We start from the raw sequence: 14563 nt of genomic DNA, 5'->3' as shown, positions 1-14563 counted from the left end.
TTATTCGGAATGCCGTTTCGGTCCGATCGGAGTGCGCGTTGAGCCTTTTTCGCAAATATTTGAAAGCGGTCTGCGTCCTGGTCGTACTGGGGGCGGTGCCGACGCTCGCCGGGGCGTGTCCGAACCCCGATGCAGCAGCCAATTCGATGCTGAGCGAAACCGGCGTCGGCTTGCGCTGGGGCAGCTCGGTCCGGGTTCTGGCGGGGGGCGAGGCAACGCTGGAAAGCTGCCCTCAGGTCGAGATTGCCCACGAGACCAGTGCCCATTTCTCGACCCAGCCGGCCCTGGAGCTGAGCCTTGCGGGGATGATCGGTCTGGGGATCGAGTTGAAGCCCGTTCGCGGCTGCGCGCGCGAGTTCCTGATCCTCAGCTCGGACGGCAACTGGTATCACCGGGGCCCGGGCCTGAACGGCATGGTGCCGCCGGTGGTGCTGAGCGCGGTGCGTGACGGGCCGGTACGGCTCTGGATCGGCACGGCGCCGGGGGACCAGTGCCGGATGCGGATCCAGGTCTCGACCGTGGCGGCACGGTAGAAACCGCAACTTCCAGGAAAAAGCTGGACAAATCCGACCCGAATTTGAGATCACGAGAGCGTGATATTCATTCGGGAGTTTTTCATATGCGAAGTGTTGTGGCGGCGGGACTGGCGCTTGGCTTTTGTGGAGGGGCGGCGTCGGCCTGCCCGGACTACATGCAAAGCGGGCCGGGGGGGAAGATTTCCGGCATGCAGATTGCCGGCGGATTGGCCTACGACGTGCAGGCGGGCGGCGGCAACGATATCCGCAAATGCCCGAACGTCGTGCCGGCGACCGATGTGGGCGCGGGCTATTTCACCAGTCGTCCCGACTTCACGTTCGACATGTCCGGGATGGCCGGGCGCCGGCTGGCGGTCAGCGTGGTCAGCGCCTGCGATGCGGCGCTGCTGATCAACACCGCCTCGGCGACCTGGTATTACGACGACGACGACAACGGAAACCTCGATCCGCGCATCACGCTGTCGCGGCCGGCGGATGGCTATATCGACATCTGGATCGGGACCTACGACGGCGATGTCTGCGACGCGCAGCTGCAACTTCGGACGTATTGACCACGGACCGGCGCGGCCTGGCCCCGGATCGGGGAGGGTTCATGAAAAAGGCCGCCCCGGGGGGCGGCCTTCCTGCATTGGTTCGGCGCTGCGATTTCAGCGGTCCAGCTTTTCGTCCAGCGTGGACTTTTCCTGGGTCGCGGGCTGGTCGTTGCGCTGCTCGGCTTCCGATTCGTCGTCGTCGAGAAGGGCAGAGCCGATGTCGTCGAAGAGCTCCTGGATTTCGAACTCGGCGGCGGCTTCCTCTTCGGCGGCCAGCTCCTGGATCGACTTGCCGGAGGCCTGAAGTTCCGCTTCCTCGGTGCTGCGCGCGACGTTGAGGGTGATCGTGGCCTCGACCTCGGGGTGCAGGTTCAGGGTGACGTCGTGCAGGCCCAGCTCCTTGATCGGGCCTTGCAGCACGACCTGGTTGCGATCGACGGTGTAGCCGTCCTTGGCGGCGGCATCCGCCACGTCGCGCGGCGTGACCGACCCGTAGAGCGAGCCCGCGTCGGACGCCGAGCGGATGATGACGAACTGCTGTCCGTCGATCTTGTCGGCCTCGGTCTGGGCGGTAGCGCGGGTTTCGGCGTTGCGGGCTTCGAGGGCAGCCTTTTCCGCCTCGAAACGGGCCATGTTCGCGGCGTTCACGCGCAGAGCCTTTTTCTGCGGCAGCAGGTAGTTGCGCGCATAGCCTTCCTTGACCGAGACGACTTCGCCCATCTGGCCAAGCTTGGCGACGCGTTCGAGAAGAATGATGTCCATGGGGTGGCTCCTTACTTCACGGCGTAGGGCAGAAGGGCGAGAAACCGGGCACGCTTGATCGCCTGGGCGAGCTTGCGCTGGTTCTTGGCGCCGACGGCGGTGATGCGGGCGGGCACGATCTTGCCGCGCTCGGAGATGTAGCGCTGCAGGGTGCGGGTGTCCTTGTAGTCGATCGCGGGGGCGTTCTCGCCCTCGAACGGATCGGACTTGCGGCGACGGAAAAACGGTTTGGTGGCCATGATTGCGGTCCTTTCTTCGGGGCTTAGCGGCGCTCGCGACGGCTGTCGCGCTCGTCGCGTTTCTGCATCTGGATGGAAGGTCCGTCCTCGTGGGCGTCGACCTTGATCGTCAGAACGCGCATCACGTCGTCGTGCAGGCGCATCAGGCGCTCCATCTCCTGGACGGCGGCCGCGGGAGCGTCGCTGCGCAGGAAGGCGTAGTGGCCCTTGCGGTTCTTGTTGATCTTGTAGGCCATCGTCTTGACGCCCCAGTACTCGGAATCGACCAGCTTGCCGTCGTTGTCCGACAGCACCGTTCCGAAGTGTTCGATCAGGGATTCGGCTTGCGTGTTGGACAGGTCCTGACGCGCAATCATCACATGCTCATAAAGCGGCATGGCATTCCTTACATGTTCGGCGCACTTCAAAGACCGGGCGATGAGGCTTCCGCGTCCCGGTCACGAGAGGCTGCGCAGGTCAAAAGTCGCGCGGAAGTCGGGCGCTTATACACGCGCGCGGCCCGGGATCAAGGGCGCTTCGCCGCCGTGGGACGGTGCTGCGTCGGCGGCGAACAGAGACTGTTCATAATCGCGAGTTGCCGAAGCCTGCCCCGTGCCACAGTTTGCCGGCCAGGAAAGCATAGGAGAGATGCAATGAAGACCCTTTACACCACCGCCGCGGCCGCGGCCCTGCTGGCCGCCCCGGCCTTCGCCGAGCCGGTCACCTACGAACTCGACCCCGGTCACAGCCAGGTCGTGTTCAACTACGAGCACCTCGGCTTCTCGACCACCTACGGGATGTTCTCGGGCTTCGAAGGCACGATCGACTTCGACGAAGAGGACCCCGCGAACTCGTCCGTCGAGGTCTCTTTCCCCGTGCGGTCGATGATGACCGGCTGGGAAGGCCGCTTCGAGCACTTCATGTCTGAAGATTTCTTCGGCGCGGGTGAGGAAGACATGGTTACCTTCACCTCGACCTCGATCGAGGTGACCGGCGACGACACCGCGTTGATCACCGGCGATCTGAGCATGAACGACGTGACCAAGGAAGTCGTGCTCGACACGACGCTGAACCAGGCGGGCACGCAGCCGATGGAAGGTCGCGAGTGGCTGGGCTTCGACGCCACCACGACGCTGCTGCGTTCGGACTTCAACGTGGGCGCCTTCGCGCCGAACATCAGCGACGAAGTCGAAGTGATGATCTCGCTGGAAGCCGGCCTGCCCGAGTAAACCCGAGCGAGACCTGATAGGCCAAGGGCCGCACCCCGAGGGGTGCGGCCCTTTTTCGTTGTGAAGGTCGTCTCGTTCGACGGTCATCGCGGTCCAGCGTCCCGCGATCCGGCACATGCGCGATGCCGGATCGCTGACGAAGGCCTTCGCCCGTGGGGACAAAGGCCTAGCCGGTTTGCCTACTCGGCGCGGGTGGCCGTGAGGTCGACCGAGACTTGCACGTCGAAGCCGAGGTTGCTTTCGTCCGCCATGCTCTCTCCCACGGCGTAGGTCATCCGGTCGAGGGTCGCCTTTCCGCTGGCGGTCGCCGTGTCGCCGTCCACGCTCAGCGTGAAGGGCAGGGTGACGGGGGCGGTGGTGCCCTTCAGCGTCAAGGTGCCGTCGGCCAAGTAGCTGCCGTCGTCCTGGGCCACCAGCGGGGCGGCGAAGGTGGCCGTGGGGTGGGTCTCGGCGTCGAAGTAGTCCGGGCCCATCGCCTGGTCGGTCACCGAGCCCAGGGTGAGGGAGGCGATGTTCACCGTGACCTCGACCGACCCCGCGTCGCCGGTGGCCTCCGGGTCGAAGGCGATGGCGGCGGTCCAGTCGGCGAACTGGCCCGAGACCTCCGACCCCATCTGGATCACGGTGATCCCCAGGGTGCCGTCCTGAACGGTCCAGTCGGAGGCGACCTCGTCGAGGGCAGCGGCTTGCGGGGCGGGTTCTCCCTGGCCCAGGGCGAGACCGGCAAGGGCACCGCTGCCGAGAAGCGCGAAGGCCAAGACGGGGGCGATGATCGGGGTGCGGTGCCAGACGGTGCGCGGCACGTCGCTCTGGCCGAACCACATGCGGCGCAGCGTGGCGTCGCGGTCGATGACATGGTGCTTGAGCGCGCCCGCGACGTGCAGCAGCACCGACGCGGCGAGGATCCGGGTCAGCACCCAGTGCATGCTGCCGAACAGATGTGCTATCTCCGGGTCCTTGGGCACGAAGGGCAGGGACTGGCCGAAGGGCCACCAGATCGGCGCGAAACCGGTCGTGGCCGCGTGGTCGATCCAGCCGGTCAGCGGGGCTGCCACGAGGCTGCCGTAAAGCGTCCAGTGGATGATCTCTGCCAGCAGCGTCTCGCCCTTGCGCTCGGGGTGCAGGGGCCCGGGCTTGCGGTGACCCAGCGCCCAGAGGATGCGCGCCAGGGCCACGAAGAAGACGGTGACGCCCAGCGTCTTGTGGATGGAAAACAGGGTGGCCTTGGTGGCGAGGGCGGCATCGCTATCGGAGGCCCAGTCGCTGGCGATCAGCCCCAGCGGGATGAGCGTGAGGATCAGGGCGGCGGTGGTCCAGTGGAACAGCTTGGTCACGGTGCCGTAGTGGGCGGGGGGCGCGTCTGGCATGGGTTTCGTCCTTCGATGGCTTCGGGCTAGGCTATGCGCATGGACCCCCGCCGCCAATCGGCAAAGGCGCAGGGCCATTGTGCGCGAAGGGGGCTTTGGCTATCCCGCGCCCGAACACGCGGAAGGAGATCACATGCGCGCATTCGTATTCCCCGGTCAGGGGGCCCAGGCCATCGGCATGGGGCGGGACCTTGCCGAGCATTACCCGGCGGCCCGCGCCGTCTTCGACATGGTCGACGAGGCCCTGGGCGAGAAGCTCTCCACCCTGATCTGGGAGGGGGAGGCCGACGCGCTGACGCTGACCCGCAATGCCCAGCCCGCGCTGATGGCGACCTCGCTGGCGGCGATGGCGGCGCTGGAGGCCGAAGGCGTGAGCATGCAGGACGTGGATTTCGTGGCCGGACATTCGCTGGGTGAATACTCCGCGCTGGCCGCGGCAGATGCCCTGTCGATCGCCGATTGCGCCCGCCTGCTGCGCACCCGAGGAGAGGCGATGCAGAACGCCGTGCCGGTGGGCGAAGGCGCGATGGCCGCCGTTCTGGGCCTGCCCATCGAGGAGGTCGAGCGGATCGCGGCGGAGGCTGCATCGGAAGGGGTCTGCGAGGTCGCCAACGAGAACGATCCGGCGCAGACGGTGATCTCGGGCGCGAAGCCGGCGGTGGAGCGCGCGACGGTGCTCGCCAAGGAAGCCGGGGCGAAGCGCGCCTTGCTGCTGCCGGTGTCCGCCCCGTTCCATTGTGTTCTCATGGAGCCCGCCGCGCGGGTGATGGAAGAGGCGCTGGCGGCGGTGACGATCGCGACGCCCTCCGTGCCGGTCGTGGCCAACGTGAAGGCCGGGCCGGTGACCGATCCCGACGAGATCCGCGCGCTGCTGGTCGCCCAGGTCGCGGGCCGGGTGCGCTGGTCGGCTTCGGTCGACTGGATGGCGCGCCAGGGCGTCACGGAAGCCTACGAGGTCGGCGCGGGCAAGGCCCTGTCCGGCATGATCAAGAGAATCGCAAGGGACGTGACCTGCCACGCGGTCGGCACGCCGGAGGCGGTGCAGTCCGCCGCCATCGTAATCAAGGGAGAGCATGATGTTTGATCTGAGCGGGAAGAACGCGCTGGTGACCGGGGCCTCCGGCGGGATCGGCGGGGCGATCGCCGGCGCGCTGCACGCGGCGGGCGCCACGGTGGCCCTGTCCGGCACGCGGGTGGAGCCGCTGGAGGCCCTGGCTGCGGAACTGGGCGAGCGGACCCATGTGCTGCCCTGCAACCTGTCCGATGCCGAGGCCGTCACGGCGCTGCCCAAGCAGGCGGTGGAGGCGATGGGATCGCTGGACATCTTGGTGAACAACGCTGGCATCACGCGCGACAACGTCTTCATGCGGATGTCGGACGAGGACTGGCTGAGCGTGATGGAGGTGAACCTGACCTCGACCATGCGGCTGTGCAAGGCCTCCGTCAGGGGCATGATGAAGTCGCGCTGGGGACGGATCATCAACATCTCGTCCATCGTGGGCGCCACGGGCAACCCGGGCCAAGCGAATTATGCGGCCTCGAAGGCCGGCATGGTGGGGATGAGCAAGTCCATCGCCTACGAGGTCGCCAGCCGCGGGATCACGGTCAACTGCGTCGCACCGGGCTTCATCGCCACGGCCATGACGGAGGCGCTCAACGATGATCAGCGCAGCGGCATACTGGACCAGATTCCCGCCGGTCGCATGGGCGAGGCCGACGAGATCGCGGCGGCGGTTCTCTACCTCGCCAGCCCCGAGGCGGCCTATGTCACGGGCACGACGCTGCACGTGAACGGCGGCATGGCGATGCTTTGACGCCCGCGCCCACGGGCTTGTGAAAGCGTTTGCGTGGTCTATGTTCTCTGCTATAGGCCAGTCGGAACCAAACGGACGGTACCGGAAGGGCTGTCCAACTCAACGGGGTCACTCCCCAACAGAACGTGAGGATATTTCATGAGCGACGTCGAAGATCGCGTACGCAAGATCGTAGTCGAGCACCTGGGTGTCGAAGAGAGCAAGGTCGTGGAAAGCGCCTCGTTCATCGACGATCTGGGCGCGGACAGCCTGGACACCGTCGAGCTGGTCATGGCTTTCGAGGAAGAGTTCGGGATCGAGATCCCCGACGACGCCGCCGAGACGATCCAGACCTTCGGCGATGCCGTGAAGTTCATCAAGGGCGCCATCTAAGCGTCTGTCGGTTCCTAGTCGGACCGGTCGGGGCCTCCGCTTTCGCGGGGGCCTTTTTCGTGGGCGGACAGGCCCCTCCAAGCGGCGGACGGCGCGGGACGGGCGATCGGCGGCGCCGCTCTTGCCTGTATCGCGCGGGTTGCGCTATGGGGGCTGGACTTCAACAGTGTCGAGCGGGAGCGAGCATGCGTCGAGTGGTGATAACGGGGCTGGGTCTGGTGACGCCGCTGGCCGACGGTGTGGACGCGAGCTGGAGCCGGATCCTGGCGGGAAAATCCGGTGCGGGCCCGATCACCCAGTTCGATCCCGAAGGGCTGACGACCACCTACGCCTGCGAGGTGCCGCGCGGCAGCGGCGAGGGGGATTTCGACCCCGATCGCTACATGGAGCCCAAGGAGCAGCGCAAGGTCGATACCTTCATCCTGTTCGGCATGGCCGCGGCACAGCAGGCCATCGAGGATGCCGGCTGGACCCCGACCGAGACCGAGGACCTTGAACGCACCGGCGTTCTGATCGGGTCGGGGATCGGCGGGCTGAACTCGATCGCGAACACCGCCGTGATGATGGAAGAGAAGGGACCGCGCCGGGTCTCTCCGTTCTTCGTGCCGGGGGCGTTGATCAACCTGATTTCGGGCCAGGTGAGCATCCGTTACGGCTTCAAGGGGCCGAACCATTCGGTGGTGACCGCCTGTTCGACCGGTGCGCATGCCATCGGCGACGCAAGCCGTCTGATCCAGCACGGCGATGCGGACGTGATGATCGCGGGCGGGGCCGAGGCCGCGATCTGCAAGATCGGCATCGCGGGGTTCAACGCCTGCAAGGCGCTGTCGACCGACCGGGCCGACGATCCGACCAAGGCCAGCCGTCCATGGGACCGCGACCGCGACGGTTTCGTCATGGGCGAGGGGGCCGGCATCGTGGTGCTGGAGGAATACGAGCACGCCAAGGCGCGGGGCGCAAAGATCTACGCCGAGGTGAAGGGCTACGGCCTGTCGGGCGACGCGCACCACATCACCGCACCGCCCCCCGATCACGAAGGGGCCGAGCGTGCGATGCGCGCGGCCTGCCGCAACGCGGGCATTACGCCGCAGGACATTGATTACGTGAACGCGCATGGCACCTCGACCATGGCCGACACGATCGAGCTGGGCGCCGTCGAGCGGATGGTGGGGCCGGAGGCGGCCGCGAAGCTGTCCATGTCCTCGACCAAGTCCGCCACCGGGCACCTGCTGGGGGCTGCCGGCGCGATCGAGGCGATCTTCTCGGTGCTGGCGATCCGTGACCAGGTGGCGCCGCCGACGATCAACCTCGACAACATCGACGCCGAAACGAAAGTCGATCTGTGCGCGAACGAAAAGCGCGAACGGCGGATCGATATCGCCCTGTCGAACTCCTTCGGGTTCGGTGGCACCAACGCGAGCCTCGTGCTGGGGCGGGTGGACTAGATGTGGCGACACCTGGCCTCCAACGCGATGACCTTTCTGATCGTGGCGCTGTTCCTGTGTGCCGGGGTCGTGGCCTGGGGGTCGCAGGAATACCGCGCCGAAGGACCGCTTGAGCAGGGGATCTGTTTGCAGGTCACGCCCGGTTCGAACATGCGCCGGGTCAGCGAAAACCTCGTCGAGCAGGGGGCCGTGAGCTCCGGCGCGCTGTTTCGCATCGGGGCGGATTACTCCGAGAAGGCGCCGCTTTTGAAGGCGGGAAGTTTCCTGATCGAGGATGGCGCCTCGATGGAGGAGATCGTCGATACGGTGACGCGCGGCGGGGCCAGCACCTGCGGGACGGAGATCGTCTATCGCGTGGGCGTGCGCCAGAACGAGGTGGAGGTGCGCGAGCTCGACCCCGCCGACGGGCGCTACGAGGAGGTGGCCGAGTTCACCCCCGGCGAAGGGGACGTGCCCGAGGAATACACCCGCGTGCTGGCCGAGCCCGACGTGCGGCTGCGCCTTGCGGTCGCGGAAGGCGTGACGAGCTGGCAGGTGGCGCAGGCGCTGGCCGCCATCGACGTGCTCGACGGCGAGGTGGGCGAGACACCGGCGGAGGGCACGCTTGCCCCCGACAGCTACGAGTTCGCGCAAGGCGAAAGTCGGACGCGGATCATCGAGCGGATGGCCGCGGCGCAAGAGCGGATCCTGGCGGAGGCCTGGGAGACGCGCGCACCCGATACCCCGGTCGCGACACCGGAAGAGGCGTTGATCCTGGCGTCCATCGTGGAGAAGGAAACCGGGCTTGCCGAGGAGCGGCGGCAGGTGGCGAGCGTCTTCGCCAACCGGCTGGAGCGCGGAATGCGGCTGCAGACCGACCCGGCGGTGATCTACGGTGTGACACGTGGCGAAGGCATCCTGGGGCGCGGATTGCGGCGCAGCGAACTGGACACGCCGACGCCCTGGAACACCTACCTGATCGACGGGCTGCCGCCCACGCCCATCGCAAACCCCGGCCGCGCGGCGATCGAGGCGGCGCTGAACCCCGATACCACCGACTACGTCTACTTCGTGGCGGATGGCACCGGCGGGCATGCCTTCGCGACCAACCTCGACGATCACAATCGCAACGTGGCCGCCTGGCGCGCGATCGAGGCCCAGCAGGCCAGCGAGGACGGCTGAACCGCCTCCGCGCTGAGCGCTGTGCCCTAACCGCGGCTTAAGAGCGACATCGCAGGATAGACCCCGAGCTGGACCGCGTGCCGGGAGGCTGCGGGGTCTTGCCCCGTGGTGGCGCGCGGCTCGACCCTTCACGGGAGCATGCGAAGGGATTCCGTCACATGCACAACAGAACCGCGACCGGGCAGGCCGGTCGAGAGACCGCGCTTGCGCGCCAGAGAGAGATCCTGGCCCTTTTCCAGACGATCAAACGGACCTTGGCGAAGCAGATCCTCGCGTTCGAGGCAGGAGACGGCGGGACGCCCAAGGCGCTTGTCGCGAAACTGGGCGAGCTTTCGGCCGCCCATCTTGCATTGCTCAAAGCCGAGGACGCGTTCTGTGAAAAATTCTGCGAAGACGACACCCGCGTTCCCGATTACGAGGCGCTGCGCGCTCAGATCGGGCGCAAGCTTGATCGCATCCGGGACACGCGACCGGCAGAAGGCGTTCCTCGCACGGCTGAGTGACCGCGAGCTGGCGGCGCTGCCGCACCTGTTCGACTTCTGGGCCCTGCCGCACCAGGTGCCGCCCGATGGTGCCTGGCGGACCTGGGTCATCCTGGGCGGACGGGGGGCGGGCAAGACCCGGGCGGGGGCCGAATGGGTACGAAACAGCGCCGAAGGCGCGACGCCGCGCCGTCCGGGCCGATCCCGCCGGATCGCCATCATCGGCGAGACCTACGACCAGGCCCGCGAGGTGATGGTTTTCGGAGAGAGCGGGATCCTCGCGATCTCGCCCGAGGACCGCAGGCCCGCCTGGATCGCGGGGCGCAAGCTGCTGGTCTGGCCGAACGGGGCGGAGGCGCAGGTGTTCTCGGCCTTCGATCCAGAGGCGTTGCGGGGGCCGCAGTTCGATGCGGTCTGGGCGGACGAGCTGGCGAAGTGGAAGTCGGGCGGGACGACCTGGGACATGGTGGAATTCGGGTTGCGGCTGGGGGACGATCCCCGGGCCGTGGTCACGACGACACCGCGCAACGTGGCCGTCCTGCGCGATCTGCTGGCGCGGCCCGGCACGGTGCGGACCCATGCACCAACGCGTGCCAACGCGGCGAACCTGGCGGACAGCTTCATCGAGGAAATCCACCGGCGGTTCGACGGCACGCGGATGGGCCGGCAGGAACTGGAGGGGATGCTGCTGGAGGATGCGGAAGGCGCGCTCTGGACGGCGGCGCAACTGGAGGGCGCGAGTGTCCGGCAGGTGGAGGCACCGGACCGGATCGTGGTGGCGGTCGATCCTCCGGTCACCGGGCACAGGGGGTCTGATGCCTGCGGCATCGTCGTCGCGGGCGTCTTCATGCGCGGGCCGCCGCAGGGGTGGCGCGGGATCGTGCTGGAGGATGCGACGGTCGAGGCGGCCACTCCGCTGGACTGGGCGCGGGCGGCGGCGGAGGCCTATCACAGGCATGGCGCGGACCGGCTGGTGGCGGAGGTCAACCAGGGCGGCGACATGGTGGAGGCGATCCTGCGGCAGGTCGATCCGCTGATTTCCTACCGGGCGGTCAATGCGCGCAAGGGCAAGGTGGCGCGGGCGGAACCGGTGGCCGCGCTCTACGAGCAGGGGCGGATCCGGCACCTGCGGGGCCTGGGCGCGCTGGAGGACCAGATGTGCCTGATGACGGCGCGGGGGTTCACCGGGGCGGGCTCCCCTGACCGGGTGGACGCGCTGGTCTGGGCCTTGCACGACCTGATGATCGCGCCTGCCAAAAGCCACCTTTCGCCCCGGATGCGGCGCTTGTGAGGGGGGTTGCGGGACCGCCGGACGGTGGTCTCGCAGTTCATCAAGACCTGTCTGGCAAAACCTGTCCAACGACGCAGAGACCGGCCCTTCGCCACCGGCGAGGCGCGCAGACCGAGGAGCTTACATGTTCGACTTCCTGTCCAAGACCGCGCCCAAATCCGCGCCGGAGATGAAGGCCTCGGCCACGCAGAAGGCGGTGACCTGGGCCGGGTCCGGCCGGGTGGCCTGGAGTGCGCGGGACACGGCGACGCTGACGCGCAACGGCTTTGCGGCCAATCCGATCGGGTTTCGCGCGGTCAAGCTGATCTCGGAGGCGGCGGGCGCCCTGCCGTTGGTGGTGCAGGATCGAGAAACGCGGTTCGACCGCCACCCGGTGCAGTATCTGATCGCGCGGCCCAACGCGGCGCAGGGCCGCGCGGAACTGCTGGAGGCGCTCTACGGTCAGCTTCTGCTGTCGGGCGATGCCTACCTGGAGGCCGTGGGCGAGGCGGGACTGCCGGTCGAGATGCACGTGTTGCGGTCCGACCGAATGCGGCTGGTGCCGGGGCGGGACGGATGGGCGGAGGCCTATGAATACAGTGTCGGCGGCCAGAAGCACCGCTTCGAGGTCGCACCGGACGTCAGCCCGATCTGCCACATCCGAAGCTTTCATCCGCAGGACGATCACTACGGCTTCAGCCCGCTGCAGGCGGCGGCGAACGCGATCGACGTGCACAACGCGGCCTCGGCCTGGTCGAAGGCGCTGCTCGACAATGCCGCAAGGCCTTCGGGGGCGATCATCTACAAGGGCGGCGACGGGCAATCGCAGTTGAGTGCCGATCAATACGACCGGCTGGTCGACGAGATGGAAAGCCAGCACCAGGGCGCGCGCAACGCGGGCCGGCCGATGTTGCTGGAAGGCGGGCTCGACTGGAAGCCGATGGGGTTCTCGCCCTCCGACATGGAGTTCCAGAAGACCAAGGAAGCCGCGGCGCGGGAGATTTCGGTGGCCTTCGGAGTGCCGCCGATGCTGCTGGGGATCCCGGGGGATGCGACCTACGCCAACTACCAGGAGGCCAATCGCGCCTTCTACCGGCTGACGGTATTGCCACTGGCGAGCCGTGTCATGAGCGCAATCGCGGATTGGCTGTCGGATTTCACCGGGGACCGGCTGGAGATCCGGCCCGACCTCGACCAGGTGGCGGCGCTGTCGGGCGAGCGCGATGCGCAATGGCGCCGCGTGTCGGAGGCCACGTTCCTGACACAAGCCGAGAAGCGCGCCTTGCTGGGGCTGCCCCAGGTGGAGGTCGAGTGATGTCCGACAAGATCGTCGACCTCAAGCCGCGCGGGGCGGAACGGCCAGCGGTGCGCCCCGCGGAGGTCTGGCACTGCCAGGTGAACCTGCGCCTTACCCGGATCGAGCGGATGCTGCGGCGGCTGGAATGGCAGATCTGGGTGATGCTTTGCGGCGGCTGCGTCCTGATCGGATCGGGCCTGGTCGACTGGCTGGCGGGGCACTGAGCCCGATTGGTTTTGCGAAAGGATTGAACATGACGCTTGAACACAAGTTCTGCGACCCCGAGGCCAGGCTGGTCGTGTCCGACGGGCTCGAGATCTCGGGCTATGCCTCGGTCTTCGGGCGGGTCGATCAGGGGGGCGACAGCGTGGTGGCGGGGGCCTATGCCGGGTCGTTGGCGAAGCTCGGCACGGCGGGCCGCACGATCAAGATGCTCTGGCAGCACGACCCCGCGAAGCCCATCGGCATCTGGGACGAGGTGCGCGAGGACGCCCACGGGCTTTACGTCAAGGGTCGGCTGTTGCCGCAGATCGCGCAGGCCAAGGAGGCCGCGGCCCTGGTCGAGGCCGGCGCCATCGACGGGTTGTCCATCGGCTACCGGACGCTGCGTGCCGAAAAGACGGCCGCCCCGGGACGCAAGCTGATCGAGCTCGACCTGTGGGAGGTGTCGCTGGTGACCTTCCCGATGCTGGCGGACGCGCGGGTCGCGGGCAAGTCCGAGGACCCCGAGGCGGCCGTGCTGCGCGACCTTGCGACCTTGTTCACCGGAGCGCGCGCGGCGTTCCGGACGGGCTGACCGGGCCCGGCGAACACCTCTTCACCTTCGAAAGGACCTGACATGGGAAAGACCGAGGCTGCGCCTTGGACCGGGGAAGATCCGTCCCCGACCGAGGATCTGCGAAGCGCGATCGGCGCCTTCGTGGAGGATTTTAAGACCTTCTCCAACGGCATCAACGCCAAGCTGCAAAGACAGGATGAACGCATGAACAAGCTCGACCGCAAATCGCTGATGGGTCAGCGGCCCGCCCTGGCCTCGGCGGCCGCCGAGGAGGCGCCGCACCAGAAGGCCTTTGCCGCCTACCTGCGCTCGGGCGACGACGACGGGCTGCGGGGCCTTTCGCTGGACGGCAAGGGGATGAGCACGGCGGTGGCCGCCGACGGGGGCTACCTCGTCGATCCCAAGACCTCGGAGACGGTGCGCGGGACGCTGTCGTCGACCGCCTCGATCCGGGCCGTGGCGAATGTCGTGAGCGTCGATGCCACGAGTTACGACGTGCTGATCGACCATACCGAGATGGGGGCCGGCTGGGCGAACGAGACCGACGCCACGCCCGAGACCGACAGCCCGCAGATCGACCGGATCACCATCCCGCTGCACGAGCTTTCGGCGCTGCCCAAGGCCTCGCAGCGGTTGCTGGACGACAGCGCCTTCGACATCGAGGGCTGGCTGGCGCAGCGCATCGCGGACAAGTTCGCGCGCTCGGAAGCGGCGGCTTTCGTCGGCGGGGACGGTGTCGACAAGCCCAAGGGTATCCTGGCCTATCCCGTGGTCGAGAACGAGCTGTGGGACTGGGGCTACCTGGGCACCGTCGCGACCGGCACCGATGCGGGGCTGGGCGATGGCGATGCGATCGTGGACCTCGTCTATGCGCTGGGGGCCGAGTACCGCGCCAATGCGACCTTCGTGATGAACTCGCGCACGGCGGGCCTGGTGCGCAAGCTCAAGGATGCCGACGGACGCTTCCTGTGGTCCGACGGCCTGGCCAGCGGAGAGCCCGCGCGGCTGATGGGCTATCCGGTGCTGATCGCCGAGGACATGCCCGATCCCGGTCAGGATGCCCTGCCCATCGCCTTCGGCGACTTCGGTGCGGGCTATACCGTGGCGGAGCGGCCCGATCTGCGCGTGCTGCGCGATCCCTTCTCGGCCAAGCCGCACGTGCTGTTCTACGCCACCAAGCGCGTCGGCGGTGGTGTCAGCGATTTCGCCGCGATCAAGCTGCTGAAGTTCGCGGCCAGCTGAGCCCGGAATCGCGGCGGGATCCGTTCCGCCGCGTGACAGTCGGGCGCGCCTTGCGCC

18 protein-coding genes are annotated in these 14563 nt (G+C 67.6%); 14 read left to right on the top strand and 4 right to left on the bottom strand.

The annotated features are described in order from the left end of the window. Positions 1-38 precede the first annotated feature (38 nt). Positions 39-533, top strand: a complete 495-nt coding sequence (locus tag EU805_RS06620) for a hypothetical protein (RefSeq protein WP_129763161.1) — start codon at positions 39-41, stop codon at positions 531-533. Then, positions 491-1087 carry a hypothetical protein gene (locus EU805_RS06615; RefSeq protein WP_242494076.1) on the top strand — a complete coding sequence of 199 codons (597 nt, stop codon included), beginning with the start codon at positions 491-493 and terminating at the stop codon, positions 1085-1087. Before EU805_RS06620 ends, EU805_RS06615 begins: the two co-directional genes overlap by 43 nt. Before the next feature lie 96 nt (positions 1088-1183). Here the strand turns inward: EU805_RS06615 and rplI are convergent, their stop codons facing one another. Genes rplI through rpsF form a run of 3 tightly spaced genes read right to left on the bottom strand, consistent with a single transcriptional unit; the run spans position 1184 to position 2447 of the window. Continuing rightward, positions 1184-1831 carry a 50S ribosomal protein L9 gene (gene rplI / locus EU805_RS06610; RefSeq protein WP_129763160.1) on the bottom strand — a complete coding sequence of 216 codons (648 nt, stop codon included), beginning with the start codon at positions 1829-1831 and terminating at the stop codon, positions 1184-1186. 11 nt (positions 1832-1842) lie between these two features. Then, positions 1843-2070, bottom strand: a complete 228-nt coding sequence (rpsR, locus tag EU805_RS06605) for a 30S ribosomal protein S18 (protein ID WP_056031599.1) — start codon at positions 2068-2070, stop codon at positions 1843-1845. A gap of 23 nt (positions 2071-2093) precedes the next feature. Then, the gene (gene rpsF / locus EU805_RS06600; RefSeq protein WP_129763159.1) at positions 2094-2447 is read right to left on the bottom strand and encodes a 30S ribosomal protein S6; all 354 of its coding nucleotides are present in this window, start codon (positions 2445-2447) and stop codon (positions 2094-2096) included. Positions 2448-2702: 255 nt separating this feature from the next. Here rpsF and EU805_RS06595 point away from each other — a divergent pair, with 255 nt between their 5' ends. Continuing rightward, positions 2703-3278 carry a YceI family protein gene (locus EU805_RS06595; protein WP_129763158.1) on the top strand — a complete coding sequence of 192 codons (576 nt, stop codon included), beginning with the start codon at positions 2703-2705 and terminating at the stop codon, positions 3276-3278. 179 nt (positions 3279-3457) lie between these two features. Here EU805_RS06595 and EU805_RS06590 read toward each other — a convergent pair whose 3' ends face one another. Further along, the gene (locus EU805_RS06590) at positions 3458-4645 is read right to left on the bottom strand and encodes a cytochrome b/b6 domain-containing protein (protein ID WP_129763157.1); all 1188 of its coding nucleotides are present in this window, start codon (positions 4643-4645) and stop codon (positions 3458-3460) included. Positions 4646-4778: 133 nt separating this feature from the next. Between EU805_RS06590 and fabD the strand changes: the two genes are divergently transcribed. The 11 genes from fabD to EU805_RS06540 all read left to right on the top strand — a co-directional run bounded on the left by fabD (position 4779) and on the right by EU805_RS06540 (position 14506). Beyond that, complete coding sequence (fabD, locus tag EU805_RS06585) at positions 4779-5729, top strand: ACP S-malonyltransferase (protein ID WP_129763156.1); 951 nt, start codon at positions 4779-4781, stop codon at positions 5727-5729. Beyond that, a complete protein-coding gene (fabG, locus tag EU805_RS06580; RefSeq protein WP_129763155.1) occupies positions 5722-6459 on the top strand; it encodes a 3-oxoacyl-[acyl-carrier-protein] reductase in 738 nt (245 codons plus the stop codon). Before fabD ends, fabG begins: the two co-directional genes overlap by 8 nt. A 138-nt stretch (positions 6460-6597) precedes the next feature. After that, complete coding sequence (locus tag EU805_RS06575; protein WP_129763154.1) at positions 6598-6831, top strand: acyl carrier protein; 234 nt, start codon at positions 6598-6600, stop codon at positions 6829-6831. A gap of 185 nt (positions 6832-7016) precedes the next feature. Next, a complete protein-coding gene (gene fabF / locus EU805_RS06570; protein WP_129763153.1) occupies positions 7017-8276 on the top strand; it encodes a beta-ketoacyl-ACP synthase II in 1260 nt (419 codons plus the stop codon). Continuing rightward, the gene (gene mltG / locus EU805_RS06565; RefSeq protein WP_129763152.1) at positions 8277-9437 is read left to right on the top strand and encodes an endolytic transglycosylase MltG; all 1161 of its coding nucleotides are present in this window, start codon (positions 8277-8279) and stop codon (positions 9435-9437) included. Between the two features lie 158 nt (positions 9438-9595). After that, the gene (locus EU805_RS17640; RefSeq protein ID WP_242494075.1) at positions 9596-9940 is read left to right on the top strand and encodes a hypothetical protein; all 345 of its coding nucleotides are present in this window, start codon (positions 9596-9598) and stop codon (positions 9938-9940) included. Beyond that, positions 9885-11210 (top strand): DNA-packaging protein, encoded by a 1326-nt coding sequence (locus EU805_RS06560; RefSeq protein ID WP_242494074.1) that lies wholly within the window; start codon positions 9885-9887, stop codon positions 11208-11210. The genes EU805_RS17640 and EU805_RS06560 overlap by 56 nt, the downstream gene beginning before the upstream one ends. Positions 11211-11334: 124 nt before the next feature. Then, entirely contained in the window at positions 11335-12504 is a 1170-nt protein-coding gene (locus tag EU805_RS06555) for a phage portal protein (RefSeq protein WP_129763150.1), read from the top strand. After that, positions 12504-12710 (top strand): hypothetical protein, encoded by a 207-nt coding sequence (locus EU805_RS06550; protein WP_129763149.1) that lies wholly within the window; start codon positions 12504-12506, stop codon positions 12708-12710. The genes EU805_RS06555 and EU805_RS06550 overlap by 1 nt, the downstream gene beginning before the upstream one ends. A gap of 29 nt (positions 12711-12739) precedes the next feature. Beyond that, positions 12740-13282 carry an HK97 family phage prohead protease gene (locus tag EU805_RS06545; protein WP_129763148.1) on the top strand — a complete coding sequence of 181 codons (543 nt, stop codon included), beginning with the start codon at positions 12740-12742 and terminating at the stop codon, positions 13280-13282. Between the two features lie 42 nt (positions 13283-13324). After that, on the top strand, positions 13325-14506 hold the full coding sequence (locus EU805_RS06540; RefSeq protein WP_129763147.1) for a phage major capsid protein: 1182 nt from the start codon (positions 13325-13327) through the stop codon (positions 14504-14506). The last annotated feature ends 57 nt before the right edge of the window (positions 14507-14563 follow it).

Source organism: Salipiger sp. IMCC34102 (genome assembly GCF_004145405.1).
Classification (GTDB): domain Bacteria; phylum Pseudomonadota; class Alphaproteobacteria; order Rhodobacterales; family Rhodobacteraceae; genus Loktanella.
The sequence above is the reverse complement of the archived record's forward strand: the minus strand, read 5'-3'. Positions and strand labels throughout refer to the sequence as shown.